The sequence below is a fragment of the Vibrio sp. J2-3(2022) genome (genome assembly GCF_021725735.1).
Lineage (GTDB): Bacteria > Pseudomonadota > Gammaproteobacteria > Enterobacterales > Vibrionaceae > Vibrio > Vibrio diabolicus.
Genome location: NZ_JAKKCK010000005.1, coordinates 191,324 through 210,092, shown reverse-complemented (window position 1 = coordinate 210,092; position 18,769 = coordinate 191,324). Strand labels below are relative to the sequence as shown.

15 protein-coding genes and 2 tRNA genes are annotated in these 18,769 nt (G+C 45.4%); 3 read left to right on the top strand and 14 right to left on the bottom strand.

The window, feature by feature from the left end:
- Positions 1-152: 152 nt before the first annotated feature.
- From L3V27_RS18170 to L3V27_RS18160, 3 genes are all read left to right on the top strand, one after another.
- Positions 153-2,192, top strand: coding sequence for a bifunctional diguanylate cyclase/phosphodiesterase (locus L3V27_RS18170; RefSeq protein WP_047008947.1), 2,040 nt, complete (start codon positions 153-155; stop codon positions 2,190-2,192).
- 133 nt (positions 2,193-2,325) lie between these two features.
- Complete coding sequence (locus L3V27_RS18165) at positions 2,326-3,339, top strand: peptidase U32 family protein (protein WP_237312457.1); 1,014 nt, start codon at positions 2,326-2,328, stop codon at positions 3,337-3,339.
- A 20-nt stretch (positions 3,340-3,359) separates the two neighbouring features.
- Positions 3,360-4,238: a U32 family peptidase gene (locus L3V27_RS18160; protein WP_053809267.1), complete on the top strand. Its 879-nt coding sequence runs from the start codon at positions 3,360-3,362 to the stop codon at positions 4,236-4,238.
- 53 nt (positions 4,239-4,291) lie between these two features.
- On the opposite strand, the gene L3V27_RS18155 is transcribed toward L3V27_RS18160, so the two are convergent.
- The 14 genes from L3V27_RS18155 to glmM form a co-directional block, all read right to left on the bottom strand.
- On the bottom strand, positions 4,292-5,638 hold the full coding sequence (locus L3V27_RS18155) for an MATE family efflux transporter (RefSeq protein ID WP_237312456.1): 1,347 nt from the start codon (positions 5,636-5,638) through the stop codon (positions 4,292-4,294).
- 124 nt (positions 5,639-5,762) lie between these two features.
- Entirely contained in the window at positions 5,763-6,185 is a 423-nt protein-coding gene (locus tag L3V27_RS18150) for a MarR family transcriptional regulator (RefSeq protein WP_005394653.1), read from the bottom strand.
- 99 nt (positions 6,186-6,284) lie between these two features.
- Positions 6,285-7,205: a lipoprotein NlpI gene (nlpI, locus tag L3V27_RS18145; protein ID WP_012841449.1), complete on the bottom strand. Its 921-nt coding sequence runs from the start codon at positions 7,203-7,205 to the stop codon at positions 6,285-6,287.
- Positions 7,206-7,383: 178 nt separating this feature from the next.
- Positions 7,384-9,519, bottom strand: a complete 2,136-nt coding sequence (gene pnp, locus L3V27_RS18140) for a polyribonucleotide nucleotidyltransferase (RefSeq protein WP_005394655.1) — start codon at positions 9,517-9,519, stop codon at positions 7,384-7,386.
- A gap of 291 nt (positions 9,520-9,810) precedes the next feature.
- Entirely contained in the window at positions 9,811-10,080 is a 270-nt protein-coding gene (gene rpsO, locus L3V27_RS18135) for a 30S ribosomal protein S15 (RefSeq protein WP_005380094.1), read from the bottom strand.
- A gap of 141 nt (positions 10,081-10,221) precedes the next feature.
- Entirely contained in the window at positions 10,222-11,175 is a 954-nt protein-coding gene (gene truB / locus L3V27_RS18130; protein ID WP_237312455.1) for a tRNA pseudouridine(55) synthase TruB, read from the bottom strand.
- Positions 11,175-11,570 (bottom strand): 30S ribosome-binding factor RbfA, encoded by a 396-nt coding sequence (rbfA, locus tag L3V27_RS18125; protein ID WP_005394657.1) that lies wholly within the window; start codon positions 11,568-11,570, stop codon positions 11,175-11,177. The genes truB and rbfA overlap by 1 nt, the downstream gene beginning before the upstream one ends.
- A 114-nt stretch (positions 11,571-11,684) precedes the next feature.
- Entirely contained in the window at positions 11,685-14,393 is a 2,709-nt protein-coding gene (infB, locus tag L3V27_RS18120; protein ID WP_012841448.1) for a translation initiation factor IF-2, read from the bottom strand.
- A 22-nt stretch (positions 14,394-14,415) separates the two neighbouring features.
- Positions 14,416-15,903 (bottom strand): transcription termination factor NusA, encoded by a 1,488-nt coding sequence (nusA, locus tag L3V27_RS18115; protein WP_005380084.1) that lies wholly within the window; start codon positions 15,901-15,903, stop codon positions 14,416-14,418.
- 36 nt (positions 15,904-15,939) lie between these two features.
- Positions 15,940-16,395 (bottom strand): ribosome maturation factor RimP, encoded by a 456-nt coding sequence (gene rimP, locus L3V27_RS18110; protein ID WP_005394659.1) that lies wholly within the window; start codon positions 16,393-16,395, stop codon positions 15,940-15,942.
- A gap of 225 nt (positions 16,396-16,620) precedes the next feature.
- Positions 16,621-16,697, bottom strand: a tRNA-Met gene (locus L3V27_RS18105).
- Positions 16,698-16,753: 56 nt separating this feature from the next.
- Positions 16,754-16,837: transfer RNA gene (locus L3V27_RS18100), tRNA-Leu, on the bottom strand.
- Positions 16,838-16,853: 16 nt separating this feature from the next.
- Positions 16,854-17,192 carry a preprotein translocase subunit SecG gene (gene secG, locus L3V27_RS18095; RefSeq protein ID WP_005394661.1) on the bottom strand — a complete coding sequence of 113 codons (339 nt, stop codon included), beginning with the start codon at positions 17,190-17,192 and terminating at the stop codon, positions 16,854-16,856.
- A 221-nt stretch (positions 17,193-17,413) separates the two neighbouring features.
- Positions 17,414-18,754, bottom strand: a complete 1,341-nt coding sequence (glmM, locus tag L3V27_RS18090; protein WP_005394663.1) for a phosphoglucosamine mutase — start codon at positions 18,752-18,754, stop codon at positions 17,414-17,416.
- Between the last annotated feature and the right edge of the window lie 15 nt (positions 18,755-18,769).

Below are 18,769 nucleotides of genomic sequence, written 5' to 3'. Positions count from 1 at the left end.
TCCATGTGATTGTCGACTGTAAAGTTAAAACCGCGAGCCCTTTAATGGCAAGCGATACTGTGACTTGATAGTAGACCGCCGCAGGCTTATCAGGGTGTCGCTTTTTATACACGGACGAATAATCTGGCTCATTGGAGATCGGTAATACCCTAATGCCTTCCCAGCAATTAAAACATTGGTTTGCCACGCTAACCTCAAATAGCCCTTTCTTCTTTGCCATTCTTGATAAAAAACACAATTATCGAATGGTAAGTGACCGTTACTGCGATATCGCAGGTTTAAGTCATGAGGAAATCATCGGCTTAAACGATTGCCAGGTACTGGGTGAGCAGTTTTATAAAAAGCTGGCCCCTTACTATCAGCGTGCATTCAAAGGAACGCATGTCGAAGCCGAAATCACCCTCGATGAAACCGACCTTGAAACAAGCCTGCACTTTAGTCTGTCACCGGTTTTTGAAGGTAACGAAATTCGCTTTGTCGTTTTTCACGCTGTGGATACTTCAGAAAAGCAGATCCTCGTACGCTCCTTAGAGGAGTCCGAAAGTAAGTTTGCGAAATTAACACAACTACTGCCTGACGGTCTGCTGCTTATCGAAGATGACATTATCATCTCTGCCAACCCTGCATCAGCACGCCTTCTGGGACTGAACTCTCCCCATGAGTTGCTAGGCGAAGAGCTCAGCCGTTTATTCATCGATGAAAACAGCAAGAAAGTGTTTAGTCATCGTTTGAGTACATTAATTTCTGACAAGCCTTTTGTTTGCTTAACCAGCGCGAGATGTGGCTTTGAACGAAAAGTTCAGTTACACGCTGATTCCACGGCGATATTAGGCAGCGAGTCTCAAATCATCTTGATCCAAGACGCTGACGATACACCTAAGAATTTGTCTTCTGCATCGAATGAAGACATACATATTGATTCGCTCACCAAACTCTACAACCGCTTTGGCTTCACCAAACGTTTGGAACAGCTGATCAAAAAGCAAACACCGCTTCTGGTGTTCTATTTGGATATCGATAACTTCAAAAATATTAATGACTCACTTGGTCACCACATTGGCGATAAAGTGATTCAAGAGGTATCGGCCCGTCTTAAACGATTACTGCCAAATCAAGCGATTATTGGTCATTTGGGTGGCGATGAGTTTGGCGTCATTCTGCCAGAACCAGAAAATACCCGCATGGCTGAAATTTTGTCAGATCGCATTATCTCGTTGATCAACCAGCCTTTCGACTTGCACCACTTCAGTAAACGCCTTGCGTGCTCAATTGGTAGCGTTCGTTACCCTGAAGACGGGCAAGATGCACGAATCCTGCTACAAAATGCTGATACAGCGATGTATGAAGCCAAAGATCGTGGCCGAAATCGCCTGATCAAATTTAACGACCAGATGAACAAAGAAGCGCGCATGCGTTTGTGGCTTGAAATCGAACTGCAAAAAGCATTGCAGCAGAACGGGTTAGAAGTGTGGTATCAACCAAAGGTTAACGCGCGTGACTTCAGCATTAACGGTGCCGAAGCGCTCGTTCGTTGGAAACACCCTGTCGAAGGTTACATTAGCCCAGGTTCATTCATTCCTGTCGCCGAGCGTGCAGGGTTAATCGAACACCTTGGACGCGTCGTGATGCGTGATGTTTTCAATACGGTAAAACGTTGGAAACAACAAGGCATACTGCCAGGTCGTGTCGCTATCAACCTCTCTCCCGAGCAATTTGGTAACCCACAGCTGATCGACTTTATGGAAAAGTTACTTCGCACTACCGAGCTTGACCCAAGCTGCATTACCTTCGAGCTAACCGAAAGTGCCGTGATGAGTGATAGCGAGCATACACTGCAAATGCTGAATGCGATTAAGAAACTGGGCTTCGCCCTCTCTATCGATGACTTTGGTACCGGTTACTCTTCCCTTTCCTACTTAGCGCGCTTCCCTATCGACGAGCTGAAAATCGACCGCGCGTTTATTAACGATATCGACACGCTACCTAAACAGGTCACTGTGATTGAAAACATCATTAATCTGGGTAAGTCTCTCGACTTGACGGTCGTTGCCGAGGGGGTGGAAACCCACCAGCAAGCTACTTTGCTCTCTAACCTTCAATGTAATGCGATTCAAGGATTCCATTTTTATCGCCCACAGCCAAAACATGAAATTGAAGAGCTGTTTGTACAGAATCGTCGTCACAAGAACTAACCCCGACTCGATACCCTTACTCTCAAGGGGTAAATATCGACTTTATTGAGCTAAACCTAACTTAGGTCAATTTCGCTATTCATAATTCTTCATAAAATGCGGACACCTTTTTATTCTCAATGATTGTGAGCATATGGAACTCTTGTGTCCCGCGGGTAACCTGCCTGCGTTAAAAACTGCGATTGATTGCGGTGCCGATGCCGTCTACATTGGCTTCAAAGATGATACCAACGCCCGTCACTTTGCTGGCCTCAACTTTAACGGCAAAAAGTTAGAAAAAGCGGTGCAATACGTTCATGACCGCAATAAAAAAATTCATGTCGCGTTGAATACCTTCGCTCATCCCAATGGCTTTGAGCGCTGGACGAACGCGGTAGACAATGCAGCGGCACTGGGTGTGGACGCGCTGATTGTTGCAGACATTGCAGTGCTGGAGTACGCGGCTCGCAAATATCCCGATCTGGAACTACACCTTTCAGTGCAAGCATCAGCGACCAACATCGCAGCCATTGATTTTTATAAACAAAACTTCAACGTAAAACGTGTGGTGCTGCCTCGCGTCTTATCGATTCATCAGGTGAAGCAGCTTTCGCGCAACATCACTAGCGATGTCGAGCTAGAAGTCTTTGCTTTTGGTAGCCTTTGTATTATGTCCGAAGGCCGTTGTTATTTGTCATCATACATGACGGGTGAGTCACCAAACACTGTGGGTGCCTGTTCTCCTGCCAAATACGTTCGTTGGCAAGAAACTGATCAAGGTCTTGAGTCTCGTCTAAACAATATCCTAATTGACCGCTACTGCGCAGGAGAAAACGCAGGCTACCCTACGCTCTGTAAAGGTCGTTTTGAAACAGAAATTGATGGTGAGAAAAAATGCTATCATGCTCTGGAAGAGCCAACCAGTTTGAACACCCTTTCGATGCTGCCAGAACTGTTTGCCGCTAATGTCGCATCTGTAAAAATTGAAGGGCGCCAACGCAGTCCAGCTTACGTAGAGCAAGTCACTCGAACATGGCGAGCCGCGATTGATCGCTACCAAGCCAACCCAGAAGCTTACCAAGTTGAGGCCGCATGGGATGCGACGCTCGCAAATGTGTCGGAAGGAACGCAAACCACCCTAGGTGCTTACCACCGTAAATGGCAGTAGAGGTTAAGATGGATAACTCAATGAAATACGCACTTGGCCCACTACTCTATTTTTGGCCAAAACAAGATGTAGAAGCCTTCTACCAACAAGCAAAACAAAGCTCTGCAGACATTATTTACCTGGGTGAATCGGTTTGCTCTAAACGCAGAGAAATGAAATCAGCCCACTGGTTGGAAATCGCTAAAGACTTATCTGCCTCTGGCAAGCAAGTCGTTATCTCTACGATGGCGCTACTGGAAGCACCGAGTGAAGTAAACATCATGAAGAAGTACATCAATAACGGTGACTTCGCCATTGAGGCTAATGACGTATCGGCGGTTCAATTAGCATCAGAGCATAAAGTGCCTTTCGTCGTTGGTCCTGCAATCAATACTTATAACGCACACACGCTCAACTTATTTTTGAAGCAAGGTATGATGCGTTGGTGCATGCCTGTCGAGCTCTCTCGCGAATGGTTAAACGATACTTTAGTTCAGTGTGACGAGCTGGGTATTCGTAACAAGTTTGAAGTTGAGGTATTTAGCCACGGTTATTTACCTTTAGCGTATTCCGCTCGCTGTTTCACAGCCCGAGCTGAAAACCGAGCGAAAGACGATTGCGAAACCTGCTGTATCAAATACCCTACGGGTATCCAGGTCAGCAGCCAAGAAGGGCAAGAAGTCTTCAACCTTAACGGCATTCAAACGCAATCAGGGTATTGTTATAACCTGATCAATGACTTACCAAGCATGCAAGGGCTGGTTGATGTGGTCCGCTTAAGCCCTCTCGGTGTGAGTACACTTTCTGAGTTAGAGCATTTTCGCTCAAACGAGCACGGCGACAACCCTGAAAAACTTGAAAGCCGCCAATGCAATGGCTATTGGCATCAGCTAGCTGGCTTAGAAGTAAAAAACATTTAGCTCTCCAAAAAAGAAAAGCGAGACCCAACCTCGCTTTTCTCTATCAGCCATTGTTAACAGGCTTGCACTGTTGGCTCAGCCGAAGTTTCGTTTAGCAGCTTTTTCACGTCCCGCCACAACATACTGACCACAACTAAACTCAGCGCAATATTGGACAATGGGAAAGCCAGCCAAATGCCTGTCACGCCAAACAGTTTCGGCATAACGAACAAAAACGGCAGTTGAACCAACATGTTGCCTAGTGTCACAAACATGGCTTTGCTGCCTTTGTTTACCGATTGGTAGTACGCAGCCGCCACGACTAAAAAGCCATCTAGGAACAACGCAAACATGTGTAAACGAATCCCGATCACCGTGCTATCAATCAACTGCTGATCAGCATTGTTAAACACCGAGACCAACTCGTACGGGAAAAGGTTCATCAAACCCACAAACGCTACACCACCAAGCACAGATGTCCCCATTGCGACTTGCAGTAATTTTCTGACGTTCGCCGGGTTGCGCGCCCCGTGATTGAAGCTCACTAGAGGTTGCATACCGTTCGCGATTCCCTCTGCAATCAGATAGTAAACCGTCACGATATATCCCAAAATAGCATACGCCCCGATCAACATTGCACTTCCGTACTGAGCAAATAATGCGTTGTGCATTGCCACCATCACAGAACCGTACGCGTACATAAATAAGCTAGATGTACCGATCATTATAATCTTTGGTACAACATCAACTTGAACCTTAAAGTCACTGATTCGAAGGCGTAAGGTCGCTTTTGAAGTAAAGAAGTAACCAATACCAAGCACGGTTACCACCAATTGTGCCAGCGCTGTAGCAATGGCCGCTCCGGTTAACTCCCACCCCAACCAAGCAATAAATACGTAGTCTAATACAATATTAATGACAGCACCGATGACCATCAGCATCGTTGCTAAGTTCGGGCTGTCGTCATTGCGTAAAAGAAATGGAACCGCGATAGAGCCTAGCGTAAATACGCACGCGACAATCAGAATATGCAGATATTGCAGCGCGAGTTCAAACACTCGCCCTTCCGCCCCCTGCCAGCGAATAAATTCATCGGCAAAATAGAACAATATGGTAGCAACGACCGGCATCAATATCGCTAACAACCCCAATCCGGTTGTTAAAATACGCTTCGCGCCTTCATGATCGTTTTCTCCTTGCTTAATCGACGTTAGCGCACCAGTCCCCACGCCAATCATCATCCCTATACCAAGGATGGAACCGATGATCGGCCACGCAACATTGATCCCTGCTAATCCGTCAGCACCAACATAACGGCCAATAAAAATGCCATCAACTATTTGATATAAACCGTTCACGAGCATTGCTGCGACGGTTGGAATCGTATATTTCCAAAACTGTCTATAAATTGAGTTTTGCATGACTGCCACCAGTAGTTAGCAAAGCTAACCATTTAATTAGCAAGACTAACTAAATGGTTAAATTAAATAAAAGAAAAATGAAACACCAAAGGCTAATGCGTACAGCGGAGGCCTTTGGTTTAATTTAAAATGACTTATTGCTCAATGCTTTATTCAGTAAAGCTTGTAACTGCTCAGCTTCTTGCTGATTTAATTGTTGCATCATTTGTTCAGAGATATCTTTGTAAACCACCTGCTCCAAAGACATTTTTTCTGCGACTTCTTCTGTCAGCAATACACGCTTAGCACGGGCATCCTCATTACATGCGATGCGTTTCACCAAACCCTTTTTTTCCAAACGAACAACCATTGTCGATGCGGAAGGCTTAGTCACTTGCAACTCTTCTGCAAGATCGGTTATTCGTACACCCTCAGGGTAAACCTGAATCACACGTAAATAATCGAACTCATTAAAGCTTAGATGTGATAACGGATCTTCTTTGGCATAAACACGCCAAGCTTTGGCGCAAAAACGCTCTAAATCAATCAAGCTTTCTTCTAGTGCCATAAAATCCACCACCACTTAGTTAGCAAGGCTAACTATTTTAAATGAGTCACTCATCAAGTTCAATCATAAAAAAAGCCGCTCTCATCGAGCGGCTCTAAATCATTCAATTTCCTGCTTCTTAGCGGCCTTTAGCTTGGCCAATCTGTCTTGCTGTAATTGATCGTAGATTTGTGCCAGTTCCAAGAAGGAATACCGGTGCTCAACATAATCATAAACGTTGAACGAAATCGCGAGCTTATAAAGTGAGATGGCACTTGCGATGTCACCTTCAAGCTGATTACGCTTTCCAAGGTAGAAATACGTTTCCGTCAATCGTTCAGCTAGGCGATAGTTCTCTCTCGTTCCATCCATAATTGCTTTAAGAGCGTCTTCGTCCGAGACGTCTCGTAGCATGATAGCAACAAGAACCCATCCCCACTCTTCACTACGATCTCGTAAATAACGCTGTTGAAGATTGGCTTTTGCTTGCTCTGGATTTTGCTCAGCTTCGATGATGTACAGCCATAATGAACGAAAAGGATCCGTTGGCATTTCTTGATAGTGCTTGGTCATATCTTCTAAAGCGAGATCGATTCGGCCACCATAATACAGTGCAATCGCACGGTTGCGCTCAGCATAGGTATTATCCGGAGCCAACTCTATGGTCGAATCAAACGCTTCATAAGCCGCGTCAAACTCCCCTACTTGGGTGAAATACACCCCCAAAAGATTGAAGATATCCGGTTGAGCAGGATTCAACTGCAAAGACTGGTTAAAGTCCAAACGGGCAAGATCACGCAAACCAACGCTATCGTAGTAGCTACCGCGCTCATAATGCATTTTAGCGCGTACTTCATCACTAAGATCAGGACGTTGTAGCAACTGCGATAAACGCGCGATTTGTACTTCTTGTTGAACGCTAGGCTGAAGTGGCACCGCCATCGGTGGATATAGCCACTTTTGTGCTGATTGCTGAGAAGTATTTGCACAACCGGTCAGCGCGATAGCAACACATAAACTTGCGGTTTGAAACCATTTCACTAATTGATACTCCTGTTTGGACCGCTCAAGATTTATTTCTCTTAATGCAATATAGGCGATAACCTCGTTTGAGGTTAATGCGTCGAAATAAACCAAAAAAAGGGAGCGAAAATGCTCCCCTTTTATAACATGCTTTCAGGCCCTTAATCTAATAAAAGGCTGAAAGTCTCATTTTGTCTTACTCGTCTTTCGCAGCTGGTGCTTCAGCAGCAGCTTCTTCAGCTGGCTTTTCTACCGCTTCTTTCATGCTTAGACGTACACGGCCTTGGCGGTCGATTTCAAGAACTTTAACTTGAACTTCTTGGCCTTCAGCTAGGTAGTCAGACACTTTCTCAACACGTTTTTCTGCGATTTGAGAAATGTGTACAAGACCATCTTTGCCTGGAAGAACCGTTACGAATGCACCGAAGTCAGCTAGACGTGCAACTTTACCCGTGTAGATACGGCCAACTTCAACTTCAGCAGTGATCTCTTCGATACGGCGGATAGCTTCTTTCGCAGCAGTGCCTTCAGTTGCAGCAATCTTGATAGTACCGTCGTCTTCGATTTCGATAGTTGTACCAGTCTCTTCAGTTAGAGCTCGGATAACTGCACCACCTTTACCGATAACGTCTTTGATCTTCTCTGCGCTGATCTTCATTGTATGAATACGAGGAGCAAATTCAGAGATGTCTTCACGAGCACCAGAGATAGCTTCATCCATTACAGATAGGATGTGCTTACGTGCACCTTGAGCTTGGTTAAGCGCAATTTGCATGATCTCTTTAGTGATACCTTCGATCTTGATGTCCATTTGAAGTGCTGTGATACCAGTGTTAGTACCCGCTACTTTAAAGTCCATGTCACCTAGGTGGTCTTCGTCACCAAGGATGTCAGAAAGAACAACGAAGTCGTCGCCTTCTTTAACAAGACCCATTGCGATACCCGCAACAGAAGACTTGATTGGCACACCTGCATCCATAAGCGCAAGAGAAGTACCACATACAGAAGCCATTGAAGAAGAACCGTTAGATTCAGTGATTTCCGATACAACACGTACTGTGTATGGGAATTCATCAACAGAAGGCATTACTGCTGCGATACCGCGTTTAGCCAGTTTACCGTGACCGATTTCACGACGCTTAGGAGAACCTACAAAACCAGTTTCACCAACACAGTATGGAGGGAAGTTGTAGTGTAGTAGGAAGTGATCTTTACGCTCACCTGTTAGCTCGTCGATGATTTGAGCATCACGCTGCGTACCTAGAGTTGCCGTCACGATAGCCTGAGTTTCACCACGAGTGAATAGCGCGCTACCGTGTGTGCGAGGAAGAACACCAGTGCGTACATCTAGTGCACGAACCATGTCTTTTTCACGGCCATCAATACGAGGGTTACCCGCGATGATGCTACGACGTACAACTGTTTTCTCTAGATCATGGAAGATAGTGTGGATTTCTTTTGTATCCGCTTCAGGATCTTCAGCAAGAAGAACTTCATTTACTTCCGCAGCGATCTCATTGATACGGTCGTAACGAGCCATCTTCTCAGTGATTTTGTAAGCCTCAACAAGCTTCGCTTCTGCTAGCTCAGCAATCTTATCTTTAAGCGCTGTGTTTTCTTCAGGAGCTACCCAATCCCAAGCAGGAGTTGCCACTTCTGCTTTGAATTCGTTGATAGCTTTGATAGCGACTTGTTGTTGATCATGACCGTAAACAACCGCTGCTAGCATTTCTTCTTCAGTTAGGTTGTCCGCTTCTGATTCAACCATCAGTACGGCTGATTCTGTACCAGCAACAACAAGATCAAGCTTAGAAGTTTCTAGTTCAGTTTGGCTAGGGTTAAGTACAAGCTGACCATCGATATGACCAACACGCGCCGCACCGATAGGGCCGTTGAATGGAATGCCAGAGATAGCAAGAGCAGCAGAAGTACCGATCATTGTAACGATATCTGGCTGAACATCTGGGTTTACAGACATTACTGTCGCGATAACCTGAACTTCGTTTTTAAACGCGTCTGGGAATAGCGGACGGATTGGACGGTCGATTAGACGAGCTGTTAGCGTTTCGCCTTCAGAAGGACGACCTTCACGCTTGAAGAAGCCGCCTGGGATTTTACCCGCAGCGTAAGTACGCTCTTGGTAGTTAACCGTTAGTGGGAAGAAGTCTTGACCTGCAACGGCTTCTTTTTTACCTACAACAGATACGAATACAGACGTATCATCCATTGTGACCATAACTGCTGCTGTAGCTTGACGTGCAATAACGCCAGTTTCTAAAGTAACTGTGTGGTTACCGTACTGGAACGTTTTAACAACTGGTTTTTCGAACATTGTTATTCCTTGTTTCTAATCTTCCTTTAGTGCTTAAAGAAATCTTAGATGTGTTAATTGACACTCAAGGCATTACGAATCGCGACTAGTAAAAAGAAACTCGGAAATTCCTTTTGAATAGTCGCGACCTTTTGGTCGACGTGGTTGACTGTAATGCTATGAGCTTTGAGAAAACCTCTTACGAGGTTTAGCCGCCAGTATTATAACGGCATAAGTCTAATTTGGCTAAATTTAGGCAACAAAAAAGGGGCATAAAGCCCCTTTTTAGACAAACTGCTATGCAGTCGCTGATTAGCGACGTAGGCCTAGACGTTTGATTAGGTCTTGGTAGCGAGCTAGGTTTTTACCTTTTAGGTAATCTAGAAGCTTACGACGACGAGAAACCATGCGTAGAAGACCACGACGGCTGTGGTGATCGCCTTTGTGCGCTTTGAAGTGACCTTGTAGGTGGTTGATAGAAGCTGTAAGTAGAGCTACTTGAACTTCTGGTGAACCAGTGTCGCCTTCGCCTTGTGCGTATTCTGCAACGATTGCTGCTTTAGTTTCTGCATTCAGAGACATAATTCTCTCCTAATAAGAGTAGGTTTAAAGTTGTAGCAGCCAATCTCTGATTCAGCCGCTACGCGAAGCGCGGATTATAGGGAAATTTCCTATCTCGTGCAATATAAAAATACCGACACTCAGGTCGGTATTTTCAATCATTTACTTGGATGCGACGTCATCTCGAAACACAACCAATCGCTTAGGAGCGATTTTGCCATCTTCGTTCATTTCGCCAACGCCAATAAACAAACGCTCTTCACCCATGGTAAGGCGAAGTGAGCCTTCGGTAGGCGCACCAAATACTTGAACAGGTTGCCCATGCTGAACCATATCCGCCAGTTCAGGCACTAAGTTGACTTCTGGTAAGTCTTCTACCGCTGTATCCATTGGTAACAGCAATGGGTCCAGTAGTTCTCGAGGAGCGCGTTCTTCACGGTGTGCTTGCTCTAGTAACTCATTCAGTTGCTCAAGTGTCACCATCTTCTCGTAAAGGTATTTCGCAACACCAGTGCGTCGAAGCATAGTTACGTGCGCACCACAACCTAACATTTCGCCTAGGTCATCCACGATGGTACGAATGTAGGTGCCTTTTGAGCAATGAACTTCCATCTCGACTTCATCGCCTTCAAAACGGTGAAGAACAATCTCGTATACCGTGATCTTACGAGATTCACGCGGAACTTCGATGCCTTTGCGAGCGTATTCATACAAGGGTTTCCCTTGATATTTCAACGCTGAAAACATGGAAGGTACTTGATCAGATTCGCCACGGAACTTCTCAATGCACGCTTCTAGCTTGTCTAACGTAACATCGATTGGACGTGTATCTACGACTTCACCATCCGAGTCAGACGTGTTGGTACGTTCACCAAGCTTTGCGATCACACGGTAGCGTTTATCAGAATCTAGAAGAAACTGAGAAAACTTCGTCGCTTCACCCAAGCAAATTGGCAGCATGCCTGTCGCTAATGGGTCCAAGGCACCAGTGTGGCCTGCTTTCTCAGCAAAGTAGATTCGCTTTACTTTTTGCAGTGCATCATTGGAAGAGATGCCTGTTGGTTTGTCCAACAGTATAACGCCATTAATTGGACGACCTTTACGACGACGAGCCATTATTCTTCGTCCTCACGACCAGAGTCTTTTTGCTTTTTCTTGTCTGAGCTTACCACTTCAGACACTAGGTTAGACATACGCATACCTTCAACAAGCGTATTGTCATAATGGAAGCGGATTTCTGGCGTTAGACGTAGGCGAATGCGCTTACCTAACATCATGCGAATGTGCACTTCGTGCTCGCGTAGTGCAGCTAGACATGATTCTGGTGTTTGCTCACCCACACATAGGAAGGTTACAAATACTTTTGCGTAAGCAAGGTCACGAGAAACTTCTACGTCTGAGATCGTCACCATGCCAAGGCGAGAGTCACGAACTTCACGTTGAAGGATCATCGCTAGTTCTTTTTGCAGCTGCTGTGCAACGCGCTGCGTGCGGCTAAATTCTTTTGACATATCTTTACTCTTATATAGAAAGAATGGGGGGTTGGTCAAAGCCAGCCCCCCATGGTGTATTCAACAACCAATTACTACTTATCTTTCAAAGACAATATTAGTAATTTTAGTCAATTAGTCTAGAGTACGTTTAATTTCAACGATTTCGAAGACTTCGATTTGGTCACCAACGCGAACATCATTGTAGTTCTTAACGCCGATACCACATTCGTAGCCATTCTTAACTTCTTGAACGTCATCTTTGAAACGACGTAGTGACTCTAGTTCACCTTCGTAAATAACAACGTTATCACGTAGTACACGGATTGGGTTGTTACGCTTGATCACACCTTCTGTAACCATACAACCAGCGATAGCGCCCAGTTTCGGTGACTTAAACACGTCACGAACTTCAGCAAGACCAATGATCTCTTGCTTGAATTCTGGAGCAAGCATACCGCCCATTGCTTGTTTCACTTCGTCAATCAATTGGTAAATGATTGAGTAGTAACGTAAGTCAACAGCTGCGGCTTCTACAGCACGGCGAGCAGAAGCATCTGCACGAACGTTAAAGCCAAGGATGATTGCGTTTGAAGCTTCCGCTAGTACTACGTCAGTTTCCGTAATACCACCAACACCAGAACCAACGATGTTCACTTTAACTTCGTCAGTAGATAGCTTAACTAGTGAGTCTGCGATTGCTTCTACAGAACCTTGAACGTCTGCTTTAAGTACAACGTTAAGTTCAGCAACTTCACCAGCAGTCATGTTAGAGAACATGTTCTCTAGTTTAGATTTCTGCTGACGAGCAAGTTTCACTTCACGGAACTTACCAGCACGGTAGTTAGCGACTTCACGCGCTTTACGCTCGTCACGAACTACTGTTGCTTCATCACCTGAAGATGGTACACCTGAAAGACCTAGGATCTCTACAGGGATAGATGGGCCAGCCGAAGTAATTTCTTTACCTAGCTCATCACGCATTGCACGAACACGGCCGTATTCTTGACCACAAAGAACGATGTCGCCTTTGTTTAGTGTACCTGATTGAACAAGTACTGTTGCAACTGGACCACGACCTTTATCTAGGCGAGATTCAACAACAACACCAGATGCCATGCCTTCAGCTACAGCTGTAAGTTCAAGAACTTCAGACTGAAGAAGGATTGCTTCTAGAAGACCATCGATGTTTGTACCCTGTTTAGCAGAGATGTGAACGAACATGTTCTCACCGCCCCACTCTTCAGGAATAACGTCGTATTGAGCAAGCTCGTTCTTAACGTTATCTGGGTTCGCGTCTTCTTTATCGATCTTGTTCACAGCAACAATTAGAGGAACGCCTGCCGCTTTCGCGTGCTGAATCGCTTCTACTGTTTGTGGCATTACGCCATCGTCTGCTGCAACTACAAGAACAACGATATCTGTCGCTTGAGCACCACGAGCACGCATTGCAGTAAACGCTGCGTGTCCAGGAGTATCAAGGAACGTGATCATGCCATTGTCTGTTTCAACGTGGTACGCACCAATGTGCTGAGTAATACCACCCGCTTCGCCAGAAGCAACGTGTGTGCGACGGATGTAGTCAAGTGTTGACGTTTTACCGTGGTCAACGTGACCCATGATAGTAACAACTGGAGCACGTGGAACTGCTTCCGCGTTAGTGTCACGGTCAGATAGTACCGCTTCTTCCAGTTCGTTCTCTTTACGAAGAACTACTTTATGGCCCATTTCTTCAGCAACAAGTTGTGCTGTTTCTTGGTCGATCACTTGGTTGATAGTCGCCATAGCGCCCATCTTCATCATTACTTTGATAACTTCTGTCGCTTTAACCGACATCTTGTTAGCAAGTTCTGATAGAACGATCGTTTCGCCAATTACAACGTCTTGCTTAGCAACCGTTGCTGACTTATCAAAGCCATGCTGCATTGAAGTCGGTTTAGCAAGTTTGCCTTTACGACCTCTACCGCCACGTTGGTTGTTACGGCCACCGCGAGCTTGGTCGTCTTTACCTGAAGCTTTTTTCTTCTTACGACGACCGCTCTCTACTTTGCGATCTGCTTCATCTTCGGCTTCACGTGCGTATTGTGAAGTCGTTACATGGTAATCTGTATCTTCCATATCACCCTTTTTCTCTTCTGCAGCAGACCAACGCTCTTTATTCTTTTCAGCCAATTCGCGAGCTTCTTCAAGCTTGCGCTGACTTTCCTCTTCAGCCTTACGCTTAGCTTCTTCTTCCTGACGACGTTTAAGCTCGTCGGCCTCTTTTCGCGCTGCTTCTTGCTTAATTTTCTCTTCAGCATCACGCTTTGCTTTTTCTTCAGCATTGCGTTGTGCATTCGTATCTACGTCTCGCTTCGCTTTTTCTTCAGCTTCACGTTTCGCTTTTTCTTCCGCTTCACGTTTTGCAGCTTCTTCAGCTTCACGTTTTGCAGCTTCTTCAGCTTCACGTTTTGCAGCTTCTTCTGCTGCACGTTTTGCTGCTTCTTCTGCTTCACGTTGTGCTGCTTCTTCAGCTTCACGTTTCGCTTCATCTTCAATTGTGCTGCGCTTCACGTATGTACGTTTTTTGCGCACCTCAACCTGAACATTCTTACTCTTACCACCACCCGCGTTCACACTAAGTGTACTACGAGTTTTACGCTGAAGCGTAAGGCGAGTCGGCTCTGAATCACCTGATTTATCACCGTGTTCTTTCTTTAGATGAGATAGAAGCTTCTGCTTCTCTTCATCAGTAACATTGTCAGAGCTCGCCTTTTTAATGCCAGCGTCAGCAAGTTGTTCAATCAAGCGGTCGACTGGCGTACCAATCTCATCACTCAGTGCTTTAACTGTTAATTGTGTCATGCCGCTTCCTCCTTGCCGAAAATTATGCTTCTTCGCCGAACCAACAGATGTTACGTGCGGCCATAATTAGCTCACCTGCACGTTCTTCGGTCAGGCCTTCGATACCTTCTAAATCGTCAATACCTTGGTCAGCAAGATCTTCCAGTGTCGCTACACCTTTCGCTGCCAATTTAAATGCCATCTCACGCTCAAGACCTTCAAGTGCAAGCAGATCTTCAGCTGGTTCTAGACCTTCAAAAGACTCTTCTTGTGCTAGTGCGATCGTCGTTAGTGCATCTTTTGCACGTCCACGAAGCTCTTCGATTAGTTCTTCATTCAAACCATCGATTTCTAGTAGCTCGTTAACTGGCACGTATGCGATTTCTTCTAGCGTTGAGAAACCTTCTTCAACAAGAAGTTGAGCGAAGTCTTCTTCAATATCTAGGTACTTCATGAAGTTTTCAATAGATGCTTGTGATTCTTCAGCGTGTTTCTTCTGAAGATCAGCAACTGTCATAACATTCAGTTCCCAACCTGTTAGTTGAGATGCTAGACGCACGTTTTGACCGTTACGACCGATAGCTTGCGCTAGGTTGTCAGCTTCAACTGCGATGTCCATTGAGTGTGCATCCTCATCAACGATGATAGAAGCAACATCAGCTGGCGCCATTGCGTTGATAACGAATTGAGCAGGGTTATCATCCCAAAGCACGATATCGATGCGCTCACCACCAAGTTCGCCTGAAACAGCTTGTACACGTGCACCACGCATACCAACACACGCACCTACAGGGTCGATACGTTTGTCATTTGTTTTGACAGCGATCTTAGCGCGAGAACCAGGATCACGTGCTGCGCCTTTCAGCTCAATAATATCTTCAGCGATTTCAGGCACTTCAACACGGAACAGTTCTGCCAACATTTCTGGCTTAGAACGAGTGATGAACAATTGGAAACCACGTGCTTCAGGCGCGACTTTGTAAAGAAGACCACGTACGCGGTCGCCTGGACGGAAGTTTTCACGAGGAAGTTGGTCATCACGTAGGATTACCGCTTCAGCGTTGTTACCAAGGTCAAGTACGATTGTGTCGCGGTTTACTTTTTTCACAACGCCAGTGATTAGATCACCTTCATTGTCGATGAACTGCTCAACGATTTGTGCACGTTCAGCTTCACGAACTTTTTGTACGATAACTTGCTTAGCCGTTTGAGTCGTAATACGGTCAAACGTTACTGATTCGATTTCGTCTTCTACGTAGTCGCCAAGCTCGATTGAGTCATCTTCGTACTGTGCTGCTTCTAGTGAGATCTCTTTTGTAGGGTTCTCAACATCATCAACAACTAACCAACGACGGTAAGTCACAAACTCACCAGTTTTACGGTCAATGGCAACACGTACGTCGATTTCGATTTCGTATTTTTTCTTTGTAGAAGTTGCTAGAGCAATCTCAAGAGCCTCAAAGATACGCTCACGAGGTACCGCTTTTTCGTTCGATACCGCTTCTGCTACCGCTAAAATTTCTTTACTCATTGTATTTAGCCTCTAAGCTTAAACTTTTTTAGGGAACTAAAATTTAGGGATCAGGTTAGCTTTGGAAATGTTACTTAGAGCAAACTCTTCTTGCTGACCGTCTACAGTAATTGTCACTGTTTCGCCATCAACGCCGTGGATAATACCTTTCCACTTACGACGGTTTGCTACAGCCATTTTCAATACGATGCTGACCTCGTGACCAATAAATTGCTCGTAATGTGCTGCTTTAAAAAGTGGTCTTTCTAAACCTGGAGAAGACACTTCTAGGCTGTAAGCAACAGAAATTGGATCTTCAACGTCTAAAACCGCACTAACTTGGTGGCTAACTTCTGCACAGTCGTCCACGTTAATACCATTTTCATGGTCAATGTAGATGCGTAACGTTGAGTGCGCGCCTGCACGAATGAATTCTAATCCAACCAACTCATAGCCTGATGCCTCTACTGGTGCTTCAAGCATTTCAGTAAGTTGTCTTTCTAAACCAGTCATTTAACCACTCCAGAAACAAAAAAAGGGCTCAGAGCCCAATCAAAAAACCAAGCAGTCTCTGAGCTATTTCAAAAAGCTCAGATAACAAAAAACCCCGATAGTCGGGGTTTTATGCTGCTGGACCCTGATACGTTAAGAATAGCCAACAAATGCTTCTCTTAACTCGTAGTGTGGTTAGCACTACGCAAACTTGCCAATCTACGATTTCTTCTTAAAGAAAGAGATTGGTTGCGGGGGCCGGATTTGAACCGACGACCTTCGGGTTATGAGCCCGACGAGCTACCAAGCTGCTCCACCCCGCGTCCGACTTGCTGAGCATTATACTCGCAAACAAGTGATTTACAAGTTTGTAAATACATGGTGCCGAGAGAGGGACTCGAACCCTCACACCTAAGGCACTAGCACCTCATGCTAGCGTGTCTACCAATTTCACCATCTCGGCATCAAAACCTTACAGCTTATTGAGGAATTTCATCACCCGCAGGGGCTGGAACTTCACTCGCTGCATCCTTAACTTGTTCAACAACTGGTTGACCTAATGTTGGGTCTACCCATTGTGATTCAATCTTGTGCGTAGACATACGACCAAGCAACAAGCTAACGATAAAGAATACGGTTGCTAAAATAGCAGTTGTTCGGGTTAAGAAATTACCTGAGCCGCCAGCACCAAACACTGTGTTTGAAGCACCAGCACCGAACGAGGCTCCCATATCTGCGCCTTTACCTTGTTGAATCAACACAAGGCCAATCACACCAAGCGCTGCCAACAGGTAAATCACAAGTAGAACTGAAAACATTTTTTCCACCTATGTTCCAAATTGTTGAGCCAGCGCCGTTCAAGAGAATAAATCATAATTGAACAAGGCTAGCGACCTCCTAACGGGAGGCGGAGCAATACTAGCGAAAGCCGGTAACGCTGACAAGGGAAAATTAGTAAAAAATCAATGCCAATGCGCTAAGCGCTCAAAAAAAGGGCAAAAGATGCCCTTTTCATTCACTGCACACTTTAACGCAATGATTAACAACTTGCTTTTACAGCTTCGGCAATTTTCAATGCAGAGCTTTGAACTAGCTCGCCATCCTCACCTTCCACCATAACGCGAATCAAAGGCTCTGTGCCAGATTTACGCAGCAATACACGTCCTTTATCACCCAGCGTCGCTTCTACTTCGGCGACGGCGTTTAGTACTGCTTGAGCTTCAAGAGGATTACTTTCCCCTGCAAAGCGGACATTTTCTAGAACCTGAGGATACAACGTCATGCCTTGCGATAGCTCATGCAAAGACATATCGCTGCCAACTACAGAAGCCAGCACTTGCAGTGCTGCAACAATCGCATCGCCCGTGGTGACTTTATCTAATAAGATCACATGGCCTGAGTTTTCAGCACCAATTTTCCAGCCTTTTTCTAGCAGTTGTTCCATGACATAACGGTCACCAACAGCGGCACGTACGAATGGAATGCCTAGCTGCTTTAAGCCATTTTCCATGCCCAAGTTAGTCATCAACGTACCAACTACACCACCCTTTAGCTCACCACGACGAAGAGCATCACGAGCAATAATGTAAGCGATTTGGTCGCCATCGACTTTGTTGCCAAGGTGGTCGACCATAATGATACGGTCACCATCACCATCAAATGCTAAACCAAGGTGCGCTTGCTCTTCAACGACACGCTTTTGAAGCGCACGAACATCTGTTGCGCCCACTTCTTCATTAATGTTGATGCCGTTAGGCTCTACGCCCATTGCAATAACTTCTGCGCCAAGCTCTTTGAAGACATTTGGAGCAATGTGGTACGTTGCACCGTGCGCACAATCTACCACGATTTTAAAGTTTGCAAGACTCAATTCAGATGGGAAAGTACTCTTACAGAATTCGATGTAACGGCCTGCAGCGTCATTTAGACGAGTGGCTTTACCAAGTTCTGCAGACTCAACACATTCAATGTCTTTATCCAGCTCAGCTTCAATCGCCAACTCGATATCGTCAGGTAACTTAGTACCTTCAGAAGAAAAGAATTTAATGCCGTTGTCGTAATATGGGTTATGCGATGCAGAAATCACAATCCCCGCCTCTGCGCGGAAAGTTTGAGTTAAATATGCCACTGCTGGGGTTGGCATTGGACCAGTAAATGTTGCTTTAAGTCCCGCTGCAGCAAGGCCTGCTTCTAATGCAGATTCAAGCATATAACCGGAGATACGCGTATCTTTACCTATAATAACTTTCTTTGTGCCTTGTTTTGCTAGTACACGACCAGCAGCCCAGCCAAGCTTAAGTACGAAGTCCGGAGTGATTGGGTATTGTCCTACTTTACCGCGCACACCGTCAGTACCAAAGTAACGTCTTTTATTCGACATAAACTTTCCTTTATT

Excerpts from the sequence above, each read along its gene's own strand:
- secG (WP_005394661.1), bottom strand. The coding sequence starts at position 17,192 with ATGTTTTCAGTTCTACTTGTGATTTACCTGTTGGCAGCGCTTGGTGTG.
- infB (WP_012841448.1), bottom strand. The coding sequence starts at position 14,393 with ATGACACAATTAACAGTTAAAGCACTGAGTGATGAGATTGGTACGCCA.
- L3V27_RS18155 (WP_237312456.1), bottom strand. The coding sequence starts at position 5,638 with ATGCAAAACTCAATTTATAGACAGTTTTGGAAATATACGATTCCAACC.
- glmM (WP_005394663.1), bottom strand. The coding sequence starts at position 18,754 with ATGTCGAATAAAAGACGTTACTTTGGTACTGACGGTGTGCGCGGTAAA.
- L3V27_RS18150 (WP_005394653.1), bottom strand. The coding sequence starts at position 6,185 with ATGGCACTAGAAGAAAGCTTGATTGATTTAGAGCGTTTTTGCGCCAAA.
- L3V27_RS18165 (WP_237312457.1), top strand. The coding sequence starts at position 2,326 with ATGGAACTCTTGTGTCCCGCGGGTAACCTGCCTGCGTTAAAAACTGCG.
- rimP (WP_005394659.1), bottom strand. The coding sequence starts at position 16,395 with ATGACTGGTTTAGAAAGACAACTTACTGAAATGCTTGAAGCACCAGTA.
- truB (WP_237312455.1), bottom strand. The coding sequence starts at position 11,175 with ATGGCTCGTCGTCGTAAAGGTCGTCCAATTAATGGCGTTATACTGTTG.
- nusA (WP_005380084.1), bottom strand. The coding sequence starts at position 15,903 with ATGAGTAAAGAAATTTTAGCGGTAGCAGAAGCGGTATCGAACGAAAAA.
- pnp (WP_005394655.1), bottom strand. The coding sequence starts at position 9,519 with ATGTTCGAAAAACCAGTTGTTAAAACGTTCCAGTACGGTAACCACACA.
- rpsO (WP_005380094.1), bottom strand. The coding sequence starts at position 10,080 with ATGTCTCTGAATGCAGAAACTAAAGCAGCAATCGTTGCAGAATACGCA.
- rbfA (WP_005394657.1), bottom strand. The coding sequence starts at position 11,570 with ATGTCAAAAGAATTTAGCCGCACGCAGCGCGTTGCACAGCAGCTGCAA.
- L3V27_RS18160 (WP_053809267.1), top strand. The coding sequence starts at position 3,360 with ATGAAATACGCACTTGGCCCACTACTCTATTTTTGGCCAAAACAAGAT.
- L3V27_RS18170 (WP_047008947.1), top strand. The coding sequence starts at position 153 with ATGCCTTCCCAGCAATTAAAACATTGGTTTGCCACGCTAACCTCAAAT.